Source organism: Polaromonas jejuensis NBRC 106434, from assembly GCF_001598235.1.
Lineage (GTDB): Bacteria > Pseudomonadota > Gammaproteobacteria > Burkholderiales > Burkholderiaceae_C > Polaromonas > Polaromonas jejuensis.
This window is the reverse complement of record NZ_BCYO01000001.1, coordinates 143355-170262: the sequence shown is the minus strand read 5'-3', so window position 1 is coordinate 170262 and position 26908 is coordinate 143355. Positions and strand designations below refer to the sequence as shown.

19 protein-coding genes and 1 pseudogene are annotated in these 26908 nt (G+C 63.0%); 11 read left to right on the top strand and 9 right to left on the bottom strand.

The genetic code is table 11. The annotated features are described in order from the left end of the window. The first annotated feature begins 31 nt into the window (after positions 1 to 31). From PJE01S_RS00770 to PJE01S_RS00755, 4 genes are all read left to right on the top strand, one after another. Positions 32 to 1174 (top strand): efflux RND transporter periplasmic adaptor subunit, encoded by a 1143-nt coding sequence (locus tag PJE01S_RS00770; protein WP_084389279.1) that lies wholly within the window; start codon positions 32 to 34, stop codon positions 1172 to 1174. Continuing rightward, positions 1171 to 4257, top strand: coding sequence for an efflux RND transporter permease subunit (locus PJE01S_RS00765; protein WP_068831231.1), 3087 nt, complete (start codon positions 1171 to 1173; stop codon positions 4255 to 4257). Before PJE01S_RS00770 ends, PJE01S_RS00765 begins: the two co-directional genes overlap by 4 nt. A gap of 770 nt (positions 4258 to 5027) precedes the next feature. Then, complete coding sequence (locus PJE01S_RS24205; protein ID WP_084389278.1) at positions 5028 to 8603, top strand: SIR2 family NAD-dependent protein deacylase; 3576 nt, start codon at positions 5028 to 5030, stop codon at positions 8601 to 8603. 61 nt (positions 8604 to 8664) lie between these two features. Next, the gene (locus PJE01S_RS00755; RefSeq protein ID WP_068831229.1) at positions 8665 to 8862 is read left to right on the top strand and encodes a methylmalonyl-CoA mutase; all 198 of its coding nucleotides are present in this window, start codon (positions 8665 to 8667) and stop codon (positions 8860 to 8862) included. 158 nt (positions 8863 to 9020) lie between these two features. On the opposite strand, the gene PJE01S_RS25460 is transcribed toward PJE01S_RS00755, so the two are convergent. The 6 genes from PJE01S_RS25460 to PJE01S_RS00730 form a co-directional block, all read right to left on the bottom strand. Then, the gene (locus PJE01S_RS25460) at positions 9021 to 9182 is read right to left on the bottom strand and encodes a hypothetical protein (RefSeq protein WP_169804347.1); all 162 of its coding nucleotides are present in this window, start codon (positions 9180 to 9182) and stop codon (positions 9021 to 9023) included. Between the two features lie 74 nt (positions 9183 to 9256). After that, entirely contained in the window at positions 9257 to 10093 is an 837-nt protein-coding gene (locus PJE01S_RS00750) for an amidohydrolase family protein (RefSeq protein ID WP_068831228.1), read from the bottom strand. A 4-nt stretch (positions 10094 to 10097) separates the two neighbouring features. Beyond that, entirely contained in the window at positions 10098 to 11123 is a 1026-nt protein-coding gene (locus tag PJE01S_RS00745) for a tripartite tricarboxylate transporter substrate binding protein (RefSeq protein ID WP_068831227.1), read from the bottom strand. A 26-nt stretch (positions 11124 to 11149) separates the two neighbouring features. Further along, on the bottom strand, positions 11150 to 11887 hold the full coding sequence (locus PJE01S_RS00740) for a GntR family transcriptional regulator (protein ID WP_068831226.1): 738 nt from the start codon (positions 11885 to 11887) through the stop codon (positions 11150 to 11152). 181 nt (positions 11888 to 12068) lie between these two features. Then, entirely contained in the window at positions 12069 to 13031 is a 963-nt protein-coding gene (locus PJE01S_RS00735) for a Bug family tripartite tricarboxylate transporter substrate binding protein (RefSeq protein WP_068831225.1), read from the bottom strand. Between the two features lie 101 nt (positions 13032 to 13132). Continuing rightward, entirely contained in the window at positions 13133 to 14089 is a 957-nt protein-coding gene (locus tag PJE01S_RS00730; RefSeq protein WP_068831536.1) for a DUF6352 family protein, read from the bottom strand. Between the two features lie 277 nt (positions 14090 to 14366). On the opposite strand from PJE01S_RS00730, the gene PJE01S_RS00725 reads away from it, so the two are divergent. The 7 genes and pseudogenes from PJE01S_RS00725 to PJE01S_RS24200 form a co-directional block, all read left to right on the top strand. Then, the gene (locus tag PJE01S_RS00725; RefSeq protein WP_084389277.1) at positions 14367 to 16862 is read left to right on the top strand and encodes a DUF6600 domain-containing protein; all 2496 of its coding nucleotides are present in this window, start codon (positions 14367 to 14369) and stop codon (positions 16860 to 16862) included. Positions 16863 to 17179: 317 nt separating this feature from the next. Continuing rightward, the gene (locus PJE01S_RS00720; protein ID WP_068831223.1) at positions 17180 to 17953 is read left to right on the top strand and encodes an ABC transporter ATP-binding protein; all 774 of its coding nucleotides are present in this window, start codon (positions 17180 to 17182) and stop codon (positions 17951 to 17953) included. Beyond that, entirely contained in the window at positions 17953 to 18657 is a 705-nt protein-coding gene (locus PJE01S_RS00715; protein ID WP_068831222.1) for an ABC transporter ATP-binding protein, read from the top strand. The genes PJE01S_RS00720 and PJE01S_RS00715 overlap by 1 nt, the downstream gene beginning before the upstream one ends. A 64-nt stretch (positions 18658 to 18721) precedes the next feature. Continuing rightward, positions 18722 to 19915, top strand: a complete 1194-nt coding sequence (locus PJE01S_RS00710) for an ABC transporter substrate-binding protein (protein WP_068831221.1) — start codon at positions 18722 to 18724, stop codon at positions 19913 to 19915. A 78-nt stretch (positions 19916 to 19993) separates the two neighbouring features. Beyond that, on the top strand, positions 19994 to 20878 hold the full coding sequence (locus tag PJE01S_RS00705) for a branched-chain amino acid ABC transporter permease (protein ID WP_068831220.1): 885 nt from the start codon (positions 19994 to 19996) through the stop codon (positions 20876 to 20878). Positions 20879 to 20941: 63 nt separating this feature from the next. After that, positions 20942 to 21886, top strand: a complete 945-nt coding sequence (locus PJE01S_RS00700) for a branched-chain amino acid ABC transporter permease (protein WP_068831535.1) — start codon at positions 20942 to 20944, stop codon at positions 21884 to 21886. A 106-nt stretch (positions 21887 to 21992) separates the two neighbouring features. Beyond that, positions 21993 to 22166: pseudogene (locus tag PJE01S_RS24200) on the top strand (cysteine hydrolase); the annotation flags it as partial. A 111-nt stretch (positions 22167 to 22277) separates the two neighbouring features. Here PJE01S_RS24200 and PJE01S_RS00695 read toward each other — a convergent pair. From PJE01S_RS00695 to PJE01S_RS00685, 3 genes are all read right to left on the bottom strand, one after another. Further along, positions 22278 to 23144, bottom strand: a complete 867-nt coding sequence (locus PJE01S_RS00695; RefSeq protein ID WP_068831219.1) for a transglutaminase-like domain-containing protein — start codon at positions 23142 to 23144, stop codon at positions 22278 to 22280. A 374-nt stretch (positions 23145 to 23518) separates the two neighbouring features. Continuing rightward, positions 23519 to 24943 (bottom strand): ATP-dependent RNA helicase DbpA, encoded by a 1425-nt coding sequence (gene dbpA, locus PJE01S_RS00690; RefSeq protein ID WP_068831218.1) that lies wholly within the window; start codon positions 24941 to 24943, stop codon positions 23519 to 23521. 24 nt (positions 24944 to 24967) lie between these two features. Continuing rightward, positions 24968 to 26896 (bottom strand): CocE/NonD family hydrolase, encoded by a 1929-nt coding sequence (locus PJE01S_RS00685; RefSeq protein ID WP_068831217.1) that lies wholly within the window; start codon positions 26894 to 26896, stop codon positions 24968 to 24970. Between the last annotated feature and the right edge of the window lie 12 nt (positions 26897 to 26908).

Sequence of the window (26908 nt, the reverse complement as noted above, 5' to 3'; positions counted from 1 at the left end):
CCCGTCACCTCCACTTCAACCTGTATTACCCATGATCCGTCTGAACAAAAGAAGCTGGACAGTGCTGGCAGCACTTCTCGCAGCGGCCATCGGCGCCGCAGCCGCCTACGGTCCGGGCCGTGCATGGCTCGCGCCCTCGGCCAAGCCCGCCCCATCAGCCAAGGCGCCGCCGCTCGTCAGTCTGGCCAGCGCGCAGATGCGCGATCTGCCGGTGGAATTCACCGTGCAGGGCCACCTGGTCGCCCTGCGCCAGGTGGACGTGCGCCCCCTGCGAACCGGCACCATCCGCAGCGTTCATTTCCGGGAAGGCGACGACGTCGAGGCCGGGCAGTTGCTGTTCACGCTCGACGCCGCCGACGCCACCGCGCAGTTCAACCGCTCGCAGGCGCAGGTCGCGCAGATCAAGGCGCAGCTCGATGACGCGCAGCGCGACTACCAGCGGTCCCGGGAGCTGGTGAAGTCGCGCTTCATCTCGTCGAGCGCGGTGGACACCAGCGCGAGCAAGGTCGAATCGCTGCAGGCCCAGCACCGGGCCGCGCTCGCGGACATGGAGGGCGTGCGCGTCCAGCTGGACCGCACGCGCATCGTGGCGCCGATCACCGGCAAGGCGGGAGCGGTCAAGATGTACCGCGGCAGCCTGGCCCAGGAGGGCAGCGCGACGCCGCTGGTCACCGTGGTGCAGTTCGACCCCATCGGCGTCGAGTTCAACCTGCCGGAGAGCCAGCTGGCGGCCGTGGTGGCGGCCCGGGCCGACAGAACGCTGAGCGTCAGCCTGGAAACCGGCGACGGGCGCGAGGTGGCGGGCCAGGTCAGCTTCATCAACAACACCGTCAACGCCAGCACGGGCACCATCAGCATGAAGGCCAGCTTCCCGAACAGGGACCAGATGCTGTGGCCCGGCGCTTTCGTGCGGGTCATGCTCGGCGCGGGGCTCAACAGGCATGCGATCGTGCTGCCGCCGCAGGCCGTGATGGAGGGCCCCAACGGCCACTTCGTCTACGTCGTCACGCCGGACAGCGAAGTTGCCGCCCGGCCGGTCACGCTGCTGCGCATCCAGGACCGCCTGGCGGTGGTGGACGGGCTCGCCGGTGGCGAGCGCGTGGTGCGGGAAGGCAACCAGAACCTGCGGCCCGGCATGAAGGTGAAGGTTGCGCCAGAAAGAGGCGCGCCATGAACGTTGCCCGCTTGTCGATGCATCGGCCCGTCGCCGTCATGCTGCTGTGGCTGAGCGTGGTGGTCGCCGGCGTGGTCTGCTGGTTCCATCTGCCGATCTCGGCGCTGCCGCGGTACGAGACGCCGACCATCGAGGTTTCGGCCAAGCTGCCGGGCGCGAGCCCGGAGAACATCTCCACCTCGGTGGCCACGCCCCTGGAAAAAGAGTTCTCGGCGATTCCCGGCCTGGTCAGCACCACCTCGGAAAACATCCAGGGCGAGACCAAGATCCGGCTCGAATTCTCCCCCTCGCGCAACATCAACGACGCTGCTGCCGACGTCCAGGCGGCGTTGTTCCGTATAGGCCGCACGCTCCCCACGGAGATGCCGGCGCCCCCCTCCTACAAGAAGATCAATCCAGGCGATGCCCCGGTGATCACCGTCGGCATGAGTTCGCCGACGATGCCCCTGGCCGAGCTCAACGCCTACATCAACAGCCTGGTCGTGCCCGCCCTTTCCACCATTGATGGCGTGGCGCAGGTCAACGTGACCGGCCGCAAGCGCTACGCGGTCCGGGTGGAGGTGGACCCGGATCGCCTGGCCGCGCTCGACCTGACCCTCAACGAGGTCAGCGCGGCGCTGAAGGCGGCCAATTCGAACGCACCGCTGGGCCAGTTCGACAACCGCCGGCAGATGCTGATGCTGCAGATGGCCAACGGGCTGATGAAGGCCCAGGATTTCGAGAAGGTGGTGGTGGCCAACCGCCAGGGCCAGGTCATCCGGCTGGCCGACATCGGCCAGGTGCGGGACGGCGTGGAAGATGCGCAGAACACGAGCGAGATCAACGGCCTCAACTCCGTGCTGCTGGACATCAAACGCCAGCCCGACGCCAACACGGTGCAGACCGTGGATGCGGTCAAGGCCCTGCTGCCGCGATTGCAGAGCCAACTGCCCGGTTCGGTGCGCGTCGAGGTCATGGGGGATCGGTCGGTATCCATCCGCCAGGCGATCCACGACGTGAACCTGACGCTGCTGCTCACCATCGCGCTGGTCATCATGGTCATCCTGCTGTTCCTGCGCCACCTGACGGCCACGCTGATCCCGGCGATCAGCCTGCCGATCTCGCTGCTGGGCACCTTCGCGCTGATGTATGCGATGGGGCTGAGCCTGAACAACATCTCGCTCATGGGGCTGACCATCGCCGTCGGGCTGGTGGTGGACGACGCCATCGTGGTGCTCGAGAACATCATGCGCTACATCGAGGAGGGCATGCCGCCCTTCGACGCCGCGGTGCGCGGTGCCAGCGAGGTCGGCTTCACCGTGATGTCGATCTCGGTGTCGCTGGTCGCGGTGTTCATCCCGATCTTCTTCATGCCCGGCACCACCGGGCTGATCTTCCACGAGTTCGCCATCGTGGTGTCGCTGGCCATTCTCGTCTCGGCCGCCGTGGCGCTCACGCTGATACCGATCCTGGTGCCGATGATGCTGCGCCAGGCGCCGGCGGCGTCGAGCATGGCCACGCCTGGGTGGCTGAACGGGTTCGAGCGTTTCTTCACCTGGCTGACCCGCGTCTACCAGCGCGGGCTGGACTGGGCGCTGGCGCACCGCAAGACCGTGCTGGCGGCGGGCGTGGGCACCTTCGTGCTGACCGGCGTGCTGTATGCGATGGCGCCCAAGGGCTTTTTCCCGCAGGAGGACAACGGCCAGGTGGAGGCCAAGGTGACGGCGTCCCAGGACATGTCCTACGAGGGGCGGCTGGCGGTGGTGCGCACGCTGCAGGCGGTGCTGCTCAGGGATCCGGCGATCCGGACGCTGTGGTCCAAGGTGGACCACGACACCACCCGCTTCACCATGGACCTCAAGCCCCCCGGCGAACGCGGGCCGATGCGGGAGGTGCTGGCCCGGCTGCGCAAGGCCACCGGCTCCCTGGCCGGCATCAAGGTGAACTTCAGCCCGGTGCAGAGCCTGAAGGTCGGCTCCAGCGCGCCGGCCAGCGCGTACCAGTACATCCTGCAGTCGGTCGGATCGGACGAGCTCGACCTCTGGGCCGGCCGCATGCTGCGGGCGTTGAAGCAGTCTGAGGTCTTCGTGGGACTGGAGAACGATTTCGAAAAGGCCGGCACACAAGCCACCGTCCAGGTCGATCAGGAGCGCGCCGCCGCGCTGGGCGTGGACATGGCCGCCCTGCGCAGCACCCTGTACGCCGCCTACGGCGCGCGCCAGGTCTCCACTATCTACGCCAGCGAGGGCAGCTACCAGGTCATCCTTGAACTGGCGCCCGAGCACCGCCGCGACGAGAGCGACCTGTCGAAGATCCACGTGCGCGGGGCCGGCGGCGGCCTGGTGCCGCTGAGCGCGTTCGCCACCGTCCGGCGCGGCCAGGGCACGATGACGGTGCTGCACCAGTCGCAGCTGCCGGCCATCACCTTCTCTTTCGATCTGGCCAACGGCAAGTCCCTGTCCGACGCCACGGCCGCCATCGAGGCAGCCCGGCAGCAGGTCGGCATGCCCGACAGCGTTTTCGGCACCTTCGGCGGACAGGCTGCGCTGTTTGCCGAGGCGCAGCGCACGCAGCTGTGGCTGATCGTCATCGCCGTGGCGGTGATCTACGTGGTGCTGGGCATGCTGTACGAAAGCTGGCTGCACCCGGTCACCATCCTGCTGGGCATTCCCTCCGCCGCCCTCGGCGCCCTGCTGGCGCTGCGGCTGACGGGGCTGGAGCTCAGCTTCACGGCGATGATCGGCATCCTGCTGCTGATCGGCGTGGTGAAGAAGAACGCCATCATGATGATTGACTTTGCGCTGGACGCGCAGCGCAGCCGCGGCCTGCCGCCGGAGCAGGCCATCCGCGAGGCCTGCCTGCTGCGCTTTCGCCCGATCATGATGACCACCTTCTGCGCCATCATGGGCGCCCTGCCGCTGGCGCTGGGCCTTGGCGCCGGCGCCGAACTGCGCCAGCCGCTGGGCATCGTGATCGTGGGCGGCCTCGTCTTCTCACAACTGATCACGGTCCTCATCACGCCGGTGCTTTACCTGTGGTTCGACCAACTGACGCGGCGCCATGTGGGGGCTGCGGGCGCGGCCGCCGGGCACCTCTCCAAGTAACCAGATTCGCATGGTGCAGGAGGGAACGGCAAACGGCTCTTGAACGTGCAATGGACGACTAATACCGGCGTTCAAGCTTGGGGATACGAGTCTAGTAAAGCGCGCGGCATCTGCGCGTGTCGGAGTCTTTCGGGGTGCATATTCATTCAGCAGCCCAAATCGCTCTTTTGCAGACCACTCGCGGTCAATCTTTTAGTTATTTTTGAGCGCACTGTCGTAAGTGCATGATTTTGTTCAATAACTCTTGGCCGTCAAATCGCTGCTCCAGCAACTCTTGGCCATCCATACTCTCACAATAGTATTTTTTGGAGCAATTTAAGGCGCTGATCAATGCGCAAAGTTGCTACTCTCGGCCAACAACATCGGGCATGCCGGTGAGTTCAATGAGTTAAGTCACACATAGGCGCAGCAATTGGCTGCAACCGCATTGCGGCGGTCAAAGCTCCGTGCTATGCATGCACCGGCTCCGGCCTGCTTGGTAAGCAACTGGTGGATGGCTCGCAAACGAATTGCACGATGCGCGCACGCATGAGTGCACCTGCAATTGGGCATACGCTGCACGAGCAGCTCTAAAAGACAACGAATCTGAGCCAATGTGCTCAAAAAGTCGTGAAAATAGCGCTTCTGGTTTCATTCTGTGAATTGGTAATGCGCGACCCCTCACAGTGGCCAAGGTTGTGCAGACTTTCCCTAGAGCAGGGTGAGTCCCCAGGCCGGCTCTATTCCCGTACAACACTATTGAATGTCCCCAACCGAGAATCTCGAAACAAATGATTGACAACCTACCTGATTTCACAGCTTTAAGAAAGCTATCCGAAGCCCTATGGCAGCAGGATGCCAAGAAATGCGGGGCTGCAATCATGATCGGTGCGGGGTTTAGCCGCTGCTCATCCAAGCATGTAGATGGCACAAAGAAGCTCCCGTTATGGAGCGACTTTGCAAAAAAACTAGCGCGTGAGTTGAATGGTACAAATAAGGACTTGGCTTTTTCTGACCCTTTACGGTTGGCCGAGGAATATCGAGCTTACTTTGGTCAGGCTGCACTTAACGAACTGATTAGGTCGGAAATTCACGACGCAGCGTGGCAACCGGGGACGCTGCACTCTGAGCTGTTGAGTCTCCCATGGTCCGAGATCATGACGACCAACTGGGATACTTTGCTGGAGAGAGCTTCTCTCAATGTCCATAGCCCAATATATGGCGTTGTTTCAAAGCAATCCGAGCTTTCGTCCGCCCGTTCCCCACGAATAGTCAAACTTCATGGTTCCATTGGCGCAACCGATCAATTCGTTTTTGCTCAAGAGGACTATCGAAAATATCCTCAACAGTTTGCTGCGTTTGTCAACTTTGCCCGTCAAGTCTTCATCGAGAACGAATTGTGCCTGCTTGGTTTTTCAGGCGACGACCCTAATTTCCTGCAATGGGCTGGCTGGGTTCGGGACAACCTTGCTGGTCATGCAAGACGCATATATTTAGTCGGGGCATTGAATTTATCTGCTGCTCAAAGGAAGTTACTCGAGTCGATCAATATTGCTCCTGTGGACTTCTGGGAGGCTGTCAAACACATAGATGATTCTGATCTTCGACACCGGCAAGCATCAGAAATATTTCTGAAGGCTCTGCGGGAGGCAAGACCCAAGCCGCGCCATAGGTGGGAGCCAACTTCTCTGCTTCGCCAGCAAGTAACCAGCGAGGATCATTCGCGCAAGTTCAAGGATCATGCATATGCGGCATCTTTGCTGGAACGGCAGATCGAAACACTTCGACAGGATAGAGAGGCTTATCCAGGATGGTTGGTATGTCCGCCGGAGTTGCGCCGGAGGATTCAATCGCAAATTAGTGATCCATACCCTAACACGCACAACGTCGCATGCCTTGAAATGGATTCCCGCGCAAGATTACTTTACGAGATCGCTTGGCGGCACACCATCACCTTTACTCCAGTTGCCCCTTGGCTTGCGACAGAGCTTGCGAAGATTGCTGATCCAACGACCCCATGTGCTACTACGAAACGTCATCAGTTGGAAATGGCATTGTTGTTGCTCAAGACGGCACGCCAAAATGACGACGCGCTGGAGCTCGCAAAATGGGTTGCACTACTTGAAAAGCATGCGTTGCATTTGCCGGACTGCTCGGCTGAGATTGCCTACCAGCAAGCGCTAGTGGCGCGTGACCACTTCGACTATCCAAGTATTGAAGCAGTTGTAGAAAAAATTGCCGGCGAAGATCCGATTTGGAAACTCAAACAGGCTTCTTTACTTTCGGAGCTTGGGCGTTTTGACGAAGGCGAACGTCTGGTTTCGGATGCTTATAAAGACTTGCTTGAACGCAGTCGGCACGACCCAAACTCGATACGCCTCCAGTCCCGCCTCGCATGGGCGAATTGGCTATTTCGCCTTGTAGACTTTTCTCGCAACTACGGGGTGTATGAAGAATTTCCGAGCGCTTACAAAGCATTGCGATGCGATCCCTGGGATCAAATTACTCACATCAGGGAGAAGGCTTCCAAACAGCAGGAGGAATATCTAAAAAGTCAAGAGAGCATTGAACCTTTATTTGAGCAAGGACATTATCGGGATCATTCCAACGACACGCGATTTACTAGCGAAATGCCGCTTTTTTTCTTTTTGGAGGGTTTGGCAGAAGATGTGGGGTTACCACTTCGGTGGAATCGTGTAAACCTGCTTGCTGGTGTGGCTGAACAGTTGGTAGTGTCGGAAGGCCTTGACCTACACAACTTCACTTTGGCGATCAGATGTGCAAGCAGTGATAGTTCTCCTGCAATTAAACAGATTTTTTCGCGCATAGCTTTGGCCAATACACACCAAGGTGTGGTGGATGCCCTCACCAATCGGCTAATTCCGGCCATAGAGTACTGGCGCAAGCAAGCATCGGTAGGTAACCAGGAACAGAAAAACCATTCCATCAACACTATCCGTATTCTCATTGAGGTTTTGGCTCGACTAGCCCTTCGACTTTCCCCGGAAGAGGCCAAGAAAGTTTTCCGACTGGCAATAGAAATTGGACAAAATGCGGCCTTGCGGCATTTCTGGTTGTTTGAAGTCGTCAGCCACTTGATGCAATATTCCCTCGAAAGTATTCCGGACACGCAGAAGTCGGACTTACTCTTTGAAGTACTTTCCTTTCCATTGCCCGGCGAAATTGGTATCGACAGGACGCATGAGACTGAGCGATGGCCTAACCCCGTGATAAATGTCTCATGCAAACGCGAAAGCAACTCGCATTTGGATACTCGAATTTCGCAATTGATCGACTTTGCAATATCGGGGACAACTTCATGCACTGCTGCTTTGTTGAGGCTGTTGCCTTTGATCAAGAACAATACACTAAGGAAAGATGAACTCGATAAGCTGGCAGAAAGGCTTTGGGGCGAAGAGCCTGACTACAAGACCTTGCCACATACCGGCTTACTCTCACATGCCTTGTTGGCACTTCCCGTACCAGACCGGAATGAGGCTAATTTGTTAATGGCCAAATTCCTGTTCGATGGCGAAGATGATTCGTTTCTTACCTCAACACACCTGTCGGGTTTGGTCGGAGCAGCCACCAGCAAACCGGCTCCTCTGCTGCCCAGCAGCGAACAAGCTATCAAATGTTTTGAGCGCCTCGTGTTATGGCGACCATCAACACAAGATGACGATCCACTGGGAATGAGAGCGCAGGAGAGAAAGGCCTTAATTGAGGATATTGGAGAAGCACTGTCTATTTCCATCACGCCCTCACTCGCTCCCGATGCCGTTACAGAACAGCGATTTGAAAAAGTATTGGCGCTCTATGCAGATGTCGGCTCGCTACCTGCGGTTATGGCGCTCCCATATTTCGCTGGGCTAAATGACAGCATTGCAGTTACCGTGGGGAACGCGATACGTAAAGGCATGCAGGGACGCACGGCCAATGAAGTTAGATGGTCGGCACATGCGCTGTATCAATGGAAAAGTCTTGCTACGTCTGAGAAGGTACCAGGTCCACCCGACAACTTGGTCTCAAAAATGATCTATCTCATTGAGTCTGGTCGCACAATCGGTCTACCTGCTTTACTTTGGAATGCGGGCGAAATGCTAAAGAAGAACTGGCTGTCATCTGCCGATGTTGATTTGTTGGCTGATTGCTTGCCTGGCTTGTTTAAAGATGCTGATTACAACGAAATCAGGCCAACAAGCACGAAAGCAGTGACGGCGTCTTTAATCAGGGAAACTTGCGTAAAACTCGCAGGGGATGTCCTCAAGGTTTCGTCTAAGCAGACACTAAAAGACATGATTGAGGCAGCCGAAGTTGATGCCTTGCCTGAGGTGCGGTTTGCGGCGCAAGCAATTGTGTTGAACTGAAATTCACTCCAGCCAAGACCATCACCTCAGACACCAGCGCCACGCCAAGGCATCACCCGCCATGCTCAAACGCCTGCAGCAGGCGGTGATTGAGAACCACAACGTGTTTGAAGTGCTGATGGCGGCGGTGCGCGTCTGCTCGCTGGGGCAGATCACCCATGCGCTGTTTGGGGTGGGTGGCCAGTACCGGCGCAATATGTGGGAGATGCGTGAGGGATGGCAGTGCGGGTTTCAGGTGCGCAGCACGCTATCCTTTTAATAGCTGGTTACGCCCGCTCCCTTTGGGACAGAGCCAATTTTCATGCCTGAATCTCAGCCACACACCCAAAAATAAAGCCGGGCCTCTGCGCAGGGCAGAAGCGACCGGCTTGTGGCGGTCTGTGGCCAGACCATCCCCCCCAAAAAAAAAGAGAGGACTTAGCCCTGGTGGGGGCGCTTGCCTGGGTTCTTTTTGCTGCGGGTGTGGGAACCACGCTCGAGGCTGATTTTTTGGCCGCGGCCAGAGCTTAGGGTGTAGCCCTTGGGAGGCACGGGCTTGGGGGCGCAGATGTCGGCTTCGACTCTGATTTTCTTGGACATGAAAAACTCCGGTTAAAAATGGCGTAGCCCGTGATTTTAAGCCACTCCATGCCGCTTGCCATGACGGTGGCCTATCAGGCATACAACGCGGCAGGCGCCTGCTCCCGCGCGTGGTTTTTTTGGGCCGCAGTCAGCACGCGTTCCACAGGCGCCCACGTGCCCGCATACGCCGGCAAGGCATCCGGCGCAAAAGCCGTGTGCGGCCAGTCCGAACCCCAGACCATGCGCTCTTTGAACAGCAGAGCCGCTTTGCGGATGGAATCATCCAGCACCTCGTACGGCGCCATGGCATGCAAGCGGTACCAGCCCGACAGCTTCACCCAGGCACCCCGTCCGGCCAGTTCTTCCAATGCCTGCCAGGCCGCATGGCCTAGAGGCAGGTCCGCATGCAGGCCTGCCAGGTGATCCAGCACCGCCGGCACAGGGCTGGCGGCATGCAGGGCCGCGATGGTCGGCAAATCCTCCGGGCGGGCGTACCACTGCACATGCCAGCCCAGTGCGCGCAGGCGCGGCGCGAAGGCGTGAAAGCTGTCCAGGGCGCCCTGGCCGTCCAGCCCATTCAGACGATCGCCTACCGGAGACACCAAGTTAAAGCGCACACCCCGTACACCCAGCGCATGCATGGCGTGCAGCGCCGCATCGTCGACTGACGGCGGCAGCACCACCACGCCGCGGTGCCGCCCCTGGCCGGCACGCAGTGCATTGAGCAGCACCGTATTGTCGGTACCGTACACACTGGGTTGCACCAGCACCAGATGGCCGAAGCCATGGCTCTGGGCCAGTTTTTCGATGTCCGCCAGCGGCCTGTGCGCAGGCCTGTAATGGCCAGTCGCTACCGCCGCCCCGGCATCAAACACATGGACATGGCTGTCCCAGCAGGGCGCCACCCGATCAACCGTTGCGCTGTGCACAGGCTTATCCCGTGGTGATCTTGCGGTCCCTCACAATGCGGCCCCATTTCAGTTGCTGAGCCTTGAGGAAAGCCTGCGTCAGCCCTTCGGGACCGTCGGGAAACGCCTCGCCGCTCAGGCTGCGAATGCGTCCCAGCACTTCGGGGTCGGCCATGGTCTTGCGGATTGCGGCGATCAATGCGGTCTTGGTTTTGGCATCGATGCCCGCGGGCGCCAGAACCGGGTTCCATTCCAGCACTTCGTAAGCCGGCACGCCGGCTTCCTCCATGGTCGGCATGTCGGGCAGCGCGCGCGCACGGTGCCGGCTGGTCACCGCCAGCGGGCGCAGGCGCCCCGACTGGATTTGCCCCAGTGAAGAGGCCACGTTGGCAAAGAACAGCGGCACCTGGCCGGCCATCACGTCGTTCATGGCCGGGCCGCCGCCGCGGTAAGGTACATGCACCAGCTTGACGCCGGCAAGGTCTTCAAACAGCGCGCCGGCCAGGTGCTGGGCCGAGCCGTTGCCTGACGATGCATAGGCAATCTGGCCCGGCCTGGCCTTGGCCATGCGGATCAGGTCCTTGACGCTTTTGGCCTCAAAGCCGGGCGTGCACACCAGCACATTGGGAAATTGCGCCAGCACGCCTAGCGGCGCGAAAGCCGTGTCGGTGTCGTAGGGCAGCTTGGGGTACAGCGCGGGGTTCACCGCAAAGGAAGAGGCATCGACCAGCAATTGCGTTCCGTCGGGCACGGCGCGGGCCACCAGCGCCGCGGCAATCTGGCCGCCTGCGCCGGGCTTGTTGTCCACCAGCACGCTCTGGCCCAGCACTTCCGCCATGCGCGGCGCGATCAGGCGCGCCATCAGGTCGGCGCCGCCGCCCGCGGCATAGGACACCACCAGGGTGATCGGCTTGCCGCCGGCGATCTGGCCGGCCGCATGGGCGAAGGTCCATGGCGCGGCGACCGCCGCGCCCGTGGCCTGCAGCAGGAGCCGCCGTGAGCGGTTCAGCGGCGGGTTGCCGGCGGGTGGGGTGTTGTGGTTCAGTTTCATGGTTTCCTCAGGTTTGAATGGTTGATTCAGGTGATCGTGACGGTGTAATGAAAGGCATGGGCGTCGCCCCGCGTGTAGCGGACTTCCACGCAATGGCCGGCCAGGTCGTAGGCGCTGCGCGTCACCAGGGCGCAGGGGTGGCCGGCAGGCAGCGCAAGGTGCCTGCCTTGCGCCGCCGTCAGCGCGCCAAATGCAATTTCGTCGACCGCGCGATGCACATGCACCCCGCAGCGTTCGGCAAACATGGGATAAAGCAGATCGCTCCATGCAGCGGCCTCGCCCTCGGCAAGGTCGGCAAACAACGCCAGCGGCAGCCAGATTTCCTCATACACGCAGGGCTGCCCCGACAGGGAGCGCACCCGCTGCAGCCGCAGCGCCGTGTCGCCGCGCGCCAGGCCCAGGCGGCGCGCCACCTCCGCAGGCGCCACCAGCACCTGGCGCGAGACGATGCGCGATGCGGGCACCTCGCCCGTGCCTTCGCCGAAGCGGAAAAACCGCATCATGGTGCCGCCTGTCATGCCGGCACGCACAAAAGTCCCGCGGCCATGGATGCGCTCTATCAGCCCCCGGTCGGCCAGCAGCTCCAGCGCGCGGCGCAAGGTACCCAGCGCCACGCCATGCTCGGCGGCCAGGGTCTGCTCGGCCGGCAAGGCGCTGCCCGGCGGCCATTCGCCCGCCACCACTCTGGCGCGCAAGGCAGCGGCCAGCGCGGCATAACGGCTTTGTCCCGGCTCGACGGGCACCACGGTCAGGGAAGGAGTCATAAGGAGGGAGCCATCATAATTGATCTAGTCCTATAGATGACTAGATCATGTGATGTGATGCCATGTCATGCACCGACAGCGGCATCTCCCAGGGCCTGTACGTATCCGGGATTTCTGAAACGCTGCAGGCGGGGCAAAGCCCGCCTGCCGGAAGGTGCGGACGGCACCGTCCGTTGTTTGTTTATTCGATGGTCGCGCCGGACGCCTGCACAATGCCGCGCCACTTCTGGTAATCGGTCTTGAGCAGGCTGGAAAACTGCTCGGACGACATGTTTTGCGTCTCGGCGCCCTGCGCATGGATGGCCGCCTGCATGTCGGGACTTGCCAGCAGCTTGTTGACCTCGTCGTGGACCGTGGCCACGATCTCCCTGGGCGTGCCCGCCGGCATGAACAGGCCGTACCAGGTGCTGACATCAAAACCCTTGTAGCCCAGTTCGGCCACCGTGGGCACGTCGGGCAGCGAGGTGCTGCGGCTCGCCGAGGTCACCGCCAGCGGCCGCAGCTTGCCGGACTTGATCTGGGCCATGGCCGATGGCAGGGAGGACACCATCAGGTCGACGTTGCCGGCCAGCACATCCATCAAGGCCGGATTCGAGCCCTTGTAGGGCACATGGCGCATCTTGATGTTGGCGGCCGTCTTGAAGATTTCGCCGGCCAGATGAATCGTCGTGCCGTTGCCAGGCGAGCCGTAGGTGACGGCGTCGGGCGCAGCCTTGGCCGCGGCGACCACATCGGCCAGCGTCTTGAAGCGCGAATTCGTGCTGGTGACGATCACCACCGGGGTGTAGGCCACATGCGCCACGGCCACCAGGTCCTTGGTCGGGTCATAGCTCAGTTTTTTGTACAGCCAGGGCGCGACCACCATGTTGTCCTTTTGCCCCATCACCATGTCGTAACCGCTGGGGGCGGCGCGGGCGGCCTCGGCAATGCCTATGGTGCCGCCGGCGCCGACGCGGTTGTCGGCAACCACCGTCCATTTGCTCACTTCGGTCAGCTTGTTGGCCACCAGGCGCGACAGGATGTCGGTGCCGCCGCCCGGCGGGAAAGGCACGATCAGGCGGATAGGCTTGGCGGGATAGGGCTGGGCCTGCGCGGCAGTCAGCACGCAGGCCAGAAACAGGAAAGAAAGCAGCTTTCGAAACATCGTGAGGTCTCCGGGTTAGGGTCTGCAGACATGCGGTACGGCAAGGGGCGCGCACCGGCATTCATTTGCATGCTTAGGATTTTATTCGGCAGGCCGCCATGCTACATGGACTGGCTCAGCGGCAAATTCACCAGCAGGTTCTGCGGTTTCAGCCGGACCACGCCCTCCTCATCCATCATCAGCCCCAGATACACCGGCTTGCCCGCCACATCGGCGCGCATCTCCTGCGGGTTGGCGAAGTCCAGCCGGAACAGGCTGACCAGGCGCTGCAGGCGCGCCGGCTCGACCTCCCGGCCCTCGTACAGGTCATTGAGCAGCGCCGTCGCTGCCACATCCAGCCCCACATGCCAGCGCCAGGCCTCGTCATCGACCTTTTGCAGCGGCTTGATGGTGACGGCGACACCCAGGAAATGCAGCACCCACTTTTGCAGCACGCTCGCCAGCGCCTTGAGGCCAGAGCGGGCACGCGTCATGGTGAGGACCAGGCCGTGGCTCAGATCGTTGCTGACTTCGTGCGTGAGGTCGAGCAGAAATTGATGCCTGTCGGCCTGCTGCCAGTAGTCGGGCGCGTTGTCGTCGCTGAGCACCTGGCCGTCCTGGGTGCTGATGCGCTGGGGGCGAAACAGCATCTCGCCGGCGCGCAGCTCGTAGGCATCGCGGGCGTCAGCGAGCAGGTGCTGAACGATGGCCTGGGTCAGCAGGTCAATGAAAAGCGGCGGGATATCGATACGGCCCCTGCCGTCGCGCGGAAACAGGCTCAGGTAATAGGCCTCCAGCGTGCCGGCGGCGAGCAGGCCGTCGCGAAAGCGCAAAAACAGGGCATAGCTTTCACGGGCGTCGGCATCCTGCAGGGCCTGGAGCTCGCCGGCCGCGACCGGCTTTGCAGGCCGGGCAAGCAGTGCCGCATGCAGGGCCAGCTCGGCCCGGCAGGATTCGGGCAAGGGCGCCAGTTCGGGGCGGGCCAGGAACAGCCGCCAATAGTCGTCGGTCGGGATCAGCCAGCCGCGTTCGTCGCGCCGGAGCAGGTGAACGCCGCTGGAGGGCCAGAAATTCTGCATGGCTGCCATCGTCGCATACTGCGTCGGGCCACCTTCAAACGACTCCTGCTTTGATAGCTTGAGGCGCCCGCTCCCATTGGGCTGGAGCCTGTTTTCACAGGGTAATTCAGGCGCGCATTGACCACCCCGCTCCAGGGGCGTTAAGGAGCGCCCCTTGCAGGCCCCACCAATTGGTGCAATCTTTACAGACGCTTAGCAGTCCCTCCACCTTCTGGCGCGTTATGGCTGGGTAGGGTCGAATTTATCCAGGCCCGCCACGACTGCAGGAGAGCGCAACATGACATCAATTCCCACAGGTTCAACCGGCCTTTGTTCCCGGCTTGCGCCGCCCTCCCCCCATCCCGGGCGGCGCCTGGCCTTGCAGCCGATTTTTCTGCTGCTTTTCCTGCTGCTGGCCGTGCTGCAAAGCGCGGCCTGGGCCCAGCAGCCAGGCCAGTCCCTGGATCCCCCCGGCCGCGTCGCCCGCCTGAACCTGGCCGAAGGCGCGGTGAGTTTTGCGCCCGCCGACTACGGAACCCCCGACCGCCCGGACTGGAGCGCTGCCGAACTGAACCGGCCCCTGACCAGCGGCGACAGGCTGTGGACCGGCCCGCGCGCGCGCTCGGAATTGCATGTGGGCTCGACCGCGGTGCGCATGAACGAGCAGACCAGCCTGGATTTTTTGCTCCTGGACGACAACCTGACCCAGCTGCGCCTGGCGCAAGGCACCGTCCAGTTGCGCGTTCGGGCTCTGTATGAGGGCCAGCGCCTGGAAATAGACACGCCCAACCTGGCCTTCGTCATTTCACAGCCGGGCGACTACCGCCTGGACGTCAACCCGGCCAGCGACACCACCCGGGTGGTGGCGCAGGCTGGCAGTGGCGTGATTTATGGCGACAACGGCAGCTCGGTGAATCTGGGCGCCCAGCAGCAGGCCAGCTTCACCGGCACGCAACTCATGCCGGCAGCCCCCGGCGCCGCGCTGCAGGACAGCTTTGACGCCTGGGCCGCCGACCGCGACCGGCGCGAGGACCGGTCCGTGTCGGCACGCTACATCCCGCGCGAAACCATAGGCTACCAGCAGCTCGACGCCTATGGCGACTGGAGCCAGGATCCGAGCTACGGCGCCATCTGGCTGCCGCGCATCGTGCCCGTGCACTGGGCGCCCTACAGCATGGGCCACTGGAGCTGGATCCCGCCCTGGGGCTGGACCTGGGTGGACGACGCCCCCTGGGGGTTTGCCCCGTTTCACTACGGCCGCTGGGCCCAGATTGGCCCGCGCTGGGCCTGGGTGCCGGGCCGGCTGGCGCCGCGCCCGGTGTACGCACCCGCGCTGGTCGCCTTTGTGGGCGGCAGCAGCGGCGGCGTGGACTGGAATATCGCTATCGCCTCGGGCGGCGCACCGCGGCCGGGCGTGGGCTGGTTCCCGCTGGCCCCGGGTGAAGCCTTCCTGCCGGCCTACCGGGCCAGCCCGCGCTACTTCACCGAGGTGAACCACAACGTGGTGATCAACAACACGGTGAACGTGACCAATATCTACCGCTACCAGCACCAGCCCGCCGCCGTGACGGCCATCAGCCGGGACGATTTCGTCCGCGGCCGGCCGGTGCGTGACAGCCGCCAGGTCCTGAACGCCGCCGATCTGAGCCAGGCCCGCGTGGTGACTGACCGCAGCGCACTGCCGCAGCGCCCCGAGGTGCGGGAGCGCCCGCAACCCGCTGCCGCGCTGCCGCCCGCCGCGATCATCGCCAGACCGGTGGTGGCCAGCCAGGGCGACAGACGGGGCGAAGGACGCGAGGCCGCACAGCGGCAGGAGGACTCGCGCGCCGCACGACCGGACAACCGGCCGGGCAACGCTGAGCGCAATACCCCGGCCGAGGCGCGCGCGCCGGCCCCGCCGCTTCCCGCCGGCGTGCTGGGTGCACAGCCGCCAGCCGCCAGGCCGGGTCTGCTCACGCCGCCCGCCCAGGACCGCAGCGCCATCGACGCCGAACAGCGGGTGCGGCGCGAGCAGCAGCAACTGCAGCGCGACCAGGAACGCCAGCAGCGCGAGTTGACGCGGCAGCAAGACACGCAGCGCCGGCAGGCCGACGAGTCGCCGGGACAGCGCGCCTTGCGCGAACAGGCGCTGAAAAACGGCAGCGCCCCCCCTGTGAATCCGGAGGCCCGCGCCGCGGCCGAGCGCAATGCGACGGAGCAGGCGCAGCAGGCGCAACGGGCGCAACAACAGGTGCAGCGCGACCAGCAGCGCCAGCAAGGGGAGTTGATCCACCAGCAGGAACTGGCACGCCAGCAGCAAGCGCAGCAACTTCAACAGCAACAACAACGTGCCGAGCAGGCCCAAAGACAGCAGGAACAGGCGCGCCAGCAACAGCAAGCTCAACAGCAGGCACAACAGGCACAGCAACAACGTGCCGAACAGCCGCAGCAACGCCGGCAAAGCGAAGAGGCACTGAGCCAGCAGCGCGCCATGCGTGAGCAGGCGCAAAGACAGCAGGAACAGGCACGCCAGCAGCAAGCTCAACAACAAGCTCAGCAGCAGGCACAACAGGCACAGCAACAACAACGCGCCGAACAGGCACGCCAGCAGCAGCAAGCGCTGCAGCAGGCACAGCAAGCTCAGCAACAAGCCCTGCAGGCGCAGCAACGCCAAGCCAATGAACAGCAACGGCAACAGCAGCTGTTGCGCAGGGAACAGCAGGCCCAGGAGCGCCCATCAGCGCGACCGGCAGACACCGTCAATGAACGGGGCCCCAGGCCAGAGGGCAGGCCTAACCGCAACCCGGAGCAATAAGCCCCGCACTGCCCCCAGCCCGCCAGAGTTGCTAGCTTTTTGATAGCTTGTGGCGCCGGACCATCAGGCGCTGCAGGCTCTTTTTAATGCCAATCGGGGAACCGGCATGGTTTCGGGCCCCGTCGCCACGGGGCTCTGCGGGCCGGCGGCCGGTTGCAGGCTCAGGGTTGCCCATCACGCAAAACTACCTAAGGGTCTTACCCGGTACCGCCGCCCCGGCCGGGTGGCTAGGATGGGCCCAGCGTTTCGCGGACTGTGCCCGGGCTTGCCAGGCGGCCAGTCACCGTGAAGCCAACCCCAACCCGCCGGAGAGCAATGTGTCAGTGGAGTTCATTCTTGAAACACGAGGACTGACCAAGGAATTCAAGGGATTCGTGGCCGTCAACAACGTGGACCTCAAGGTCCAGCGCGGGCATATCCACGCGCTGATCGGGCCCAACGGCGCCGGCAAGACCACCTTTTTCAACCTGCTGACCAAATTCCTGACGCCCACCCGCGGCAGCATTGTCTACAACGGCCACGACATCACCCATGAAAAGCCCGCGCAAACGGCGCGGCGCGGCATTGTCCGGTCCTTCCAGATCTCGGCGGTTTTCCCGCACATGACGGTGCTGGAAAACGTGCGCGCCGCGCTGCAGCGCAACCTGGGCACCTCGTTTCACTTCTGGAAGGCCGAGGACACGCTGTTTCACCTGCACGACCGTGCCCGTGAACTGCTGGCCCAGGTGGACCTGAGCGCCTTTGCCGATGAGCTGACCGTGAACCTGCCCTACGGCCGCAAGCGCGCCCTGGAGCTCGCCACCACGCTGGCGCTGGAGCCGGAGCTGATGCTGCTGGACGAACCCACCCAGGGCATGGGCCACGAGGACGTGGACCGCGTGACCCAGCTGATCAGACAAGTCTCCGCGGGCCGCACCATCCTGATGGTCGAGCACAACATGAACGTGGTGTCGTCGATTGCCGACCGCATCACGGTGCTGCAGCGCGGCGCCATCATTGCCGATGGCCCTTACGCCGAGGTGTCAAAAAACCCGCTGGTCATCGAAGCCTATATGGGTACCACCAACACCGAACTGCAAGGTGCTCATTGATGACAAAAGAGTTCCTGAAAATAGAAGACCTGCACGCCTGGTACGGCGAGTCGCACATCCTGCACGGCGTGAACCTCACCGTCAACGAGGGGGAAGTCGTCACCCTGCTCGGGCGCAATGGCGCCGGCCGCACCACCACGCTGCGCGCCATTGTCGGCATGACCGGTGCCCGCAAGGGGGCCATCAAAATCAGCGGCGAAGAAGCCATTTCGCTGGCGCCGCACAAGGTGGCGCGGCTGGGCGTGGGCTATTGCCCCGAAGAGCGCGGCATTTTCGCCAGCCTGTCGGCCGAAGAAAACCTGATGCTGCCGCCCACCATTGCCCCGGGCGGCATGAGCATTGCCGAGATTTACGCCATGTTCCCCAACCTCAAGGAGCGCGCCAACAGCCCCGGCACGCGCCTGTCGGGCGGCGAGCAGCAGATGCTGGCGGTGGCGCGCATTTTGCGCACCGGCGCGCGGTTGCTGCTGCTGGATGAAATTTCCGAAGGCCTGGCGCCCGTCATCGTGCAAAAACTCGCCGAGATGATCCTGGCGCTCAAGGCCAAGGGCTACACCATCGTGCTGGTGGAGCAGAACTTCCGCTTTGCCGCGCCGCTGGCCGACCGTTTCTACGTCATGGAGCACGGCAAGATCGTCAAGCAATTCGCACAGGCCGAGCTGTCCAGCAACATGGGCATGCTGCAAGAGTATTTGGGGGTTTAGGCGGCTCGCGCCGCCGGCCCCCGTTTTTGTTTTCTCTCGCTTACAACCTCACCCAGGAGATACCATGAAACTCAAAGCACTTGCCTTCGCATTGGCCGTCGGCTTTGGCGGCGCCGCTTTCGCCCAGGGCACCGGCCCGGTCAAGATCGGCATGATCACCGACATGTCCAGCCTGTATGCCGACATCGACGGCCCGGCCGGCGCCGAAATGGTCAAGTGGGCCGCCCAGGATTTCGGCGGCAAGGTGCTGAACCGCCCCATCGAGGTGGTCTCGGCCGACCACCAGAACAAGCCCGACATCGCCAGCTCCAAAGCCCGCGAATGGATAGACAAGGACGGCCTGTCCATGCTGATTGGCGGCACCAACTCCGGCACCTCGCTGGCCATGGCCAAGGTGGCGGCCGAGAAAAAGCGCCCCTTCATCTCCATAGGCGCCGGCTCGGCCCGCCTGACCAATGAAGACTGCACGCCCTACACCGTGCACTATGCCTATGACACCGTGGCGCTGGCCAAGGTGGCGGGCTCGGCCCTGGTCAAGGCCGGCAACAAGAGCTGGTACTTCCTGACGGCGGACTACGCCTTCGGCCACTCGCTGGAAGGCGACGCCGCCACCGTGGTGAAGGCCAATGGCGGCACCGTGGCCGGCGCCGTGCGCCATCCGCTCAATGCGTCCGACTTCTCGGCCTTCCTGCTGCAGGCCCAGTCGTCCAAGGCCCAGATCCTGGGCCTGGCCAATGCCGGCGGCGACTTCACCAACGCCATGAAGGCGGCCAAGGAGTTCGGCATCACCAAGACCATGAAGGTCGCCGGCCTGCTGGTGTTCATCAACGACGTGCACAGCCTGGGCCTGGCCAACACCGAGGGCCTGCAACTGGCCGACAGCTGGTACTGGAACCAGGACGACGCGTCACGCAAGTTTGCCAAGCGCTTCTTCGACAAGTACAAGCGCATGCCGTCCAGCCTGCAGGCCGCCGACTACTCGGCCGCCATGAACTACCTCAAAGCCGTGCAGACCGCCGGCACGACGGATGCCGACAAGGTCATGAGCACGCTCAAGTCCATGAAGATCGACGACTTCTACAACAAGGGCCAGATCCGTGCCGACGGTCGCATGATTCACGACATGTACCTCTACCAGGTCAAGGGCGCCAAGGATTCGAGCACGCCGTGGGACTACTACAAGACCGTGGCCAAGGTGCCCGGCGACCAGGCTTTCACCACGGAGGCCGAGTCCAAATGCTCGGTGTTCAAGAAGTAAGCTGATTCCCCGGGGTGGCCGGCCGCGCCTGCGACCGGCCCCTTTTCATATTCTCCAGGCGTGAACTGACGGGCCTCCATGGAAATTTTCGGCATCCCCCTCCAAGCCTTTCTGGGCCAGCTGATGCTGGGCCTGGTCAATGGCGCGTTTTACGCCCTGCTCAGCCTGGGGCTGGCGGTCATCTTCGGCCTGCTGGGCATCGTCAACTTTGCGCATGGCGCGCTCTACATGCTGGGCGCCTTCGCCGCCTGGATCATGCTCGACCAGTTCGGCATCAACTACTGGGCGGCGCTGCTGCTGGCGCCCCTCACCGTGGGCGTGCTCGGGGTGATCATTGAGCGCCTGTTTCTCAAGCACCTGTACAAGCTCGATCCGCTGTACGGGCTGCTGCTGACCTTTGGCCTGGCGCTGATCGCCGAAGGCATTTTCCGCGAACTCTACGGCGTCTCGGGCCAGAACTACCCGGTGCCCGAGCTGCTGTCCGGCGCCACCAACCTGGGCTTCATGGTCCTGCCCAACTACCGGGCCTGGGTGGTGCTGGTGTCCCTGGTGATCTGCCTGGGCACCTGGTTTCTCATCGAACGCACACGGCTGGGCGCCTACCTGCGCGCCGGCACCGAAAATGCGCCGCTGGTCCAGGCTTTCGGCATCAACGTGCCCTTGATGGTGATGTGCACCTATGGCGCCGGCGCGGCGCTGGCCGCGCTGGCCGGCGTGCTGGCCGCCCCCATCATCCAGGTCAACCCGCTGATGGGCTCCAACCTCATCATCGTGGTGTTTGCCGTGGTGGTGATTGGCGGCATGGGCTCGATTCTGGGCTCTGTCATCACCGGCCTGGGGCTGGGCCTGGTCGAGGGCATGACCCGTGTTTTCTATCCCGAAGCCTCGAATATCGTGGTCTTCGTGATCATGGTCATCGTGCTCATGTTCAGGCCCGCGGGCCTGTTTGGCAAGGAAGCCTGAACCATGCACAACACCCTGACCGATACCGTCAACCCACCCGCCATGCCCAAAGCCGCTCCCGTCATGAATGCGACCCGCATCACCTACCTGGCCCTGCTGGCGCTGGTGCTGGTGGCGCCCGTGATCGGGCTGTACCCGGTGTTCGTCATGAAGCTGCTGTGCTTCGCGCTGTTCGCCTGCGCCTTCAATTTGCTGCTGGGCTTTACCGGCCTGCTGTCGTTCGGCCACGCCGCTTTTTTCGGCTCGGCCGCCTATGTGACCGGCTGGTTCATCAAGTCACAGAGCTGGACGCCGGAGCTGGGCCTCCTCGCCGGCACGGTGGCGGCCGGCCTGATTGGCCTGGTGGTCGGTGCCGTCGCCATCCGGCGTCAGGGCATCTACTTTGCCATGATCACGCTGGCGATCGCCCAGATGGTGTTTTTTGTCTGCCTGCAAGCGCCTTTTACCGGCGGTGAAGACGGTTTGCAGGGCGTGCCGCGCGGCCGCCTGCTGGGCCTGTTATCACTGGAATCCGACACCGCCATGTACTACTTCGTGGTGGCGGTCTTTGTGCTGTGCTTTCTGTTCATCTCGCGCATCGTGCACTCGCCCTTTGGCCAGGTGCTCAAGATGATCCGCGAAAACGAGCCCCGCGCCATCTCGCTGGGCTACCAGGTGGACCGCTACAAGCTGCTGGCCTTCGTGCTCTCGGCGGCGCTGTCCGGGCTGGCCGGTTCGCTCAAGACGCTGGTCATGGGCTTTGCCACGCTGTCGGATGTGCACTGGTCCATGTCGGGCGAGGTGATCCTGATGACCTTGCTGGGCGGCGTCGGCACCTTCTTCGGCCCGGTCTTCGGCTCCGGCATCGTGATCGCGCTGCAAAACCTGCTGGCCGACAAGGTGGGTTCCTGGGTCACCGTCATCATCGGCGCGATTTTCGTGATCTGCGTGCTGGCCTTCCGCAAGGGCGTGGTCGGCGAGTTGCACGCCTTTCTGGAACGCCGCCGCCAGGCCTCTGCAAAAACCTGAGCGAGGCGGATCCGGCGCACGAATCGCTATTATTTTGATAGCTATTTACGCCCGACTGACAAGGGTTACAGCCAATTTTATTCAGACATTCCGCCGGGGAGCGCGAAATTCCGGCCAGGCCAGCGCGGAAAAAATCCACCGCATCTTCAGCGTGGTGTTTCACACGCGCTTTGCGGCGGTCGGGTCCACCAATGCCTGGATCGCGGCGGTCAAGGCAGTCCAGGTGCTGAAAAAGGGCAATATCCCGGCGTCGAATCAGGCGGCCATCGCGAACCGGTAATTCCATTTCTACTTCAATACGATATGTCGTTGCCCCCCCTTGCCGTGCTGTAGCACTGTCTGCGGGGGTGCGCCTAATCTCGCATCGAATTAGAAATGGAATAACTTCCTGTTAGAGCCCATCCGTCGACAGGGCAAGGCTCCCATGCGCCGGAAAAACCACATGGCCCTGCCGGTCCGCGACGGGCTGGATGCGGATGATGGGCGCGCTGGAGGTAATGCTGCCAAACAGCATGGCAAAGGCCGCATCGGCGGCGTCACGTCCGGTGGCAATACGCACAAAGCCCATGGGAATGGCCGTGCCTGAAGGATCGAACATGTACCAGCGGTGGTCCAGATAGACCTCCACATAGGCATGAAAGTCGGTCGGGCCCAGCGCCGGGTCGGCGCCGTAGTCGATGCCGGTGGCAAAACGGGCCGGCAGATTGACCGCCCGGCATAGCGCGATCATCAAATGCGCAAAGTCGCGGCAGACGCCGACGCGGTCGACCACCGTGTCGACGGCCGAGGTGCTGCCGTGCGAGCTGTTGGACTCGAAACTCACGCGCTGCTGCACCCACTGGCAGATCGCCTGCACGCGGCTATAGCCCTGCGGCAGATGGCCGAACTCCTTGAAGGCGAGTTTTTGCAGGCGGTCTGACTGGCAGTAACGGCTCGGGTAGATATAGGGCAGCACGGCGCCCGGCAGCTGGCAGACCGGCACCTCGCCCAGCGCGTTGGGCGCCGCCGTGTAATGCTGAAGTTCGACCGTCGCCTCGTACATGACCTTGAGCAGGCCGGCCTGGGCCTGCAGCCGCAGGTAGCGATTGCGGCTGGCCGGGTCGGTGTCGATGGTGTAGGGCACCGGCTGGCTGACGTGCAGGGTCTCGTTCACCACGGTCTGCTGCAGCGTGTGGGCCGCGTGAATGTTGAAGATGAAGTCGCCGCCCGGCGGCGAAATATCGTAGTTGAGTTCGACGGAGAACTGGAGCCTGACCATGGGTTCTTTCCTTGGCGGGTCCATGACGGCGCGGCCCCCGCGGGGCCGGCCATCGCCAAACCGTCAATATCAATAAGGGAATAAGGGTTGATGCGTTCCAGCGGGTGGCACCCGCCTTGGGCGGGCGAGCGGACCTTCCGCTGGACGGGTGTACCCATCATTGTGAACCCGGCCCGGTGCCGTGCCGGCAATTTCCGCCTTTGGCTTCCGGCATCTGGATGCCGCGTCCGGCCTGCTGCTGGCGTGGGCGCCTACACAGGAACCCGGCAGAAACCATTGATTCAGATTTTCGCTATGGATTTAATAGCTTCTCACGCCCTATTTATCTGGGCTAGGGGCCGATTTTATTAAGAATGTCTCGTTCCTGTCAGTTCTCAGGATTCGTCGTCCAGCAGGCGCACCTTGACGCTTTTGCCCTTGACCCGCCCGGTGGACAGCCTGTGCAGCGCCTCCGCGGCAATCCTGCGGTCCACCGCCACATAGGTTGAAAACTCGTTGACGTTGATCTTGCCGACCTGCTCGCGCGTGAAACCGGCCTCGCCGGTCAGCGCGCCCAGCACGTCACCGGCGCGGATTTTTTCCTTGCGCCCGCCCACGATTTGCAGCGTCGCCATGGGCGGCTGCAGCGGCTCCTGGCTGGCGGGCGTGAGCTCAGCCACCTTGTGCCACTCGGACTCGGCATTTTGCAACTGCTCGATTTTGCCGACCGAGCCCATCTCGTCCATGCTGGCCAGGCTGATGGCCCAGCCTTCCTCGTCGGCCCGGCCGGTGCGGCCTATGCGGTGAATGTGCACCTCGGCATCGGGCGTCACGTCGACGTTGATCACCATCTCCAGTTGCGAAATATCCAGGCCGCGCGCCGCCACGTCGGTGGCCACCAGCACTGAGCAGCTGCGGTTGGCAAACTGCACCAGCACCTGGTCGCGCTCGCGCTGCTCCAGCTCGCCGTACAGCGCCAGCGCGCTGAAGCCCTGGCTTTTGAGCACCTGCGCCAGGTTGCGGCACTGCAGCTTGGTGTTGCAAAACGCCAGGGTGCTGGCCGGGCGGTAATGGTTGAGCACCAGCGAGACGGCGTGCAGGCGTTCGCTTTCCTTCACCTCATACCAGCGCTGGCGGATTTTGCTTTTTTCATGCTGCGCCTGCACGGTGATGGTCTGCGGCTCCTTCATGAACTGCTGGCTGATTTTGGCAATGCCTTCGGGATAGGTAGCCGAAAAAAGCAAGGTTTGCCGCTCATCGGGGCACTGTTTGGTCACGGTGGCGATGTCGTTGTAAAAGCCCATGTCCAGCATGCGGTCGGCTTCGTCCAGCACCAGGGTGTTCAGCGCGTCGACGTTCAGCGTCTCGCGCTCCAGGTGGTCCATGATGCGGCCCGGCGTGCCCACCACGATGTGCGCGCCGTTCTGCAGGCTCGCCACCTGGTTGCGCAGCGGCACGCCGCCGCACAGCGTCACGACCTTGATGTTTTCCTCGGCGCGCGCCAGCCGGCGGATTTCGGTGGTGACCTGGTCGGCCAGCTCGCGCGTGGGGCACAGCACCAGGGCTTGCACCGCGAAACGGCGCGCATTGAGGTTGGCCAGCAGGGGAATGGCAAAGGCGGCGGTCTTGCCGCTGCCGGTCTTGGCCTGGGCAATCAGGTCCTTGCCCAGCAGCGCCACCGGCAGGCTGGCGGCCTGGATCGGGGTCATCTGCAGGTAGCCCAGCTGCTGCAGGTTGGCCTGCATCGCCGGGTTCAGCGACAGGGTGTTGAAGTCAGTGCTTGCTGCGCCAGATGATGGCGTCTTGGAAAGGGTGCTCATGCGCCGATTATCGGCGCACGCGACTCAGTGCCCGTCGGCGCCCGGCTGCGACACGATGGGCAGCAGCAGTTGCGAGGGGTAAGCCGCTGACACATGCACCCGGTTGACGGCTGCCTGGCTGCGCTGCGCGCGGCCTTCGGGTTCGCCGGTGTTGGGATTCACATCGAAGCGCGGGAAGTTGCTGCTGGAGATGTCGAGGCGGATGCGATGCCCCTTCTTGAAGAGGTTGGAGGTGGGCATAGGCTCGATGGTGATCTCGGCAATTTCGCCGGGCGACAGCAACTCCGGGTTTTCCCACGAGCGCCGGTAGCGGCTGCGAAGAATGCCGTCGGTGAGGTTCATGGCGTAGCCCTGCGGGTAATCGGCATTGGGCGGATGCACATCGATCAGCTTGGCGGTGAAATCGGTGTCCGGCGCGCTCGATGAAATCCACAGCCTGATGACGACCGGGCCTGTCACTTCCATGTCCTCTTCGAGCGGCGATGTTTCGAACACCAGGATGTCGCGCCTTGCGGCGAGCGGCAGATAAGGAGGCTGCGCCCCGAAAATTCCGTGCTGGGTGCGCTGGTCGTACGCACCGGCCGTCATCAAGGGCTCGCCCGATGTGATGGAGCCGCCAATGGTCGGAACCGGGTGCGCCGGATCGAAATCGAACGCCAGCACGGCTTCCTCCATGGGGACCTGGCATTGCAGCGTGCCATCGGCCTGCAGGAAGTACGGCCGGAACTCGGTGCCGGGCAACGGCCAGCCGCTGGCCGTGCGCCAAGCGCCGCCGTGATCGAGCCGCCCGCCCGCCGTGCGATGCCCTGAGCCGCCGCCCATGCGGAAATAGCGCACCGCCGGATCGTCCGCCGCGCTGAGGTTCCCGCCCTCGGCATCAGATTTGAGCCAGCGGTCGAACCAGGCCAGGCGAAAGGCCAGATGATTCTCGGCCAGCGTGCCATCGAGCGTTGCCTGCGGGCCAAAATCGACATCCCCGGCGTAGGTCACGCTGCGCTCGCCGTGCGTCCACGGCCCAAGCACGAGGCGCGCGATGCCCTCCTTGCGGCGCGAGATGCCAAGGTAGTTGTCCGTCGTGGTCTGGGCATAGGGATCCCACCAGCCGCACATCAGCAGCGTGGGGATTCCATCGAAGCGGTCATAGTGCCCGGCAGCGTAAAGCTCCGGCTGACGCCAGTAGGCATCGAAGTTGCCGTGCTCCCATTGTTCGAACAGATAGTGCTCGTACTCGGGCACCCATTTCAGCGGCGAGTGCCCGCGCTTCCAGGGCATCGCGGTAAACCAGGCGGCGATGTCCTCGGCGGCCAGCGCCGCCTGGATGACAGGGTCACGCTGCGCCGGGCCGGTCCGCTGGGCATTGGTGTAAGCCCAGGTGGCCTGCTTGAGTTCGAACGCGCCGCCATGGCGGATGCCGCCGCGGTAGGCATTGGCAAAGCCGCCGCAATCCAGAAACATCGCCGCCAGGCCCGGGGGATGCCGGCTCACCAGCGCGGTTTGGGTGTGCGCCGCATAAGACAGGCCCAGCGTGCCGATGCGGCCGTTGCACCAGGGCTGTTGCGCAATCCAGGCCAGGGTGTCGAAACCGTCGTCTGCCTCCCCCAGGTATTTGGTGAAGACGCCTTCCGAGGCGAAGCGGCCCCGGCAATCCTGCAACACAACGACATAGCCGCGGCGCCCGAACCAGGCCGCGATATCGGCACGGGGCACGGGGCGCGGATCGCGCGCCGTGCGCTCCCGGTTGGCTTCGTTGTTCTTGCCGTAGGGCGTGCGCTCCACCAGCACCGGGAACGGGCCGGCCAAGGGCTGGCCATTGCAGGCCGGCAGGTACACATCCGTCGCCAGGCGCACGCCGTCACGCATCACCACCATGACGCCGCCTTGCGTCACCACGTCATGCGCCCGCGCTGTCGAGCCGACGCGCGCTGCTTCCTGTATCTGTTTTAGTTTCTTCATGTGGTAGTCGCC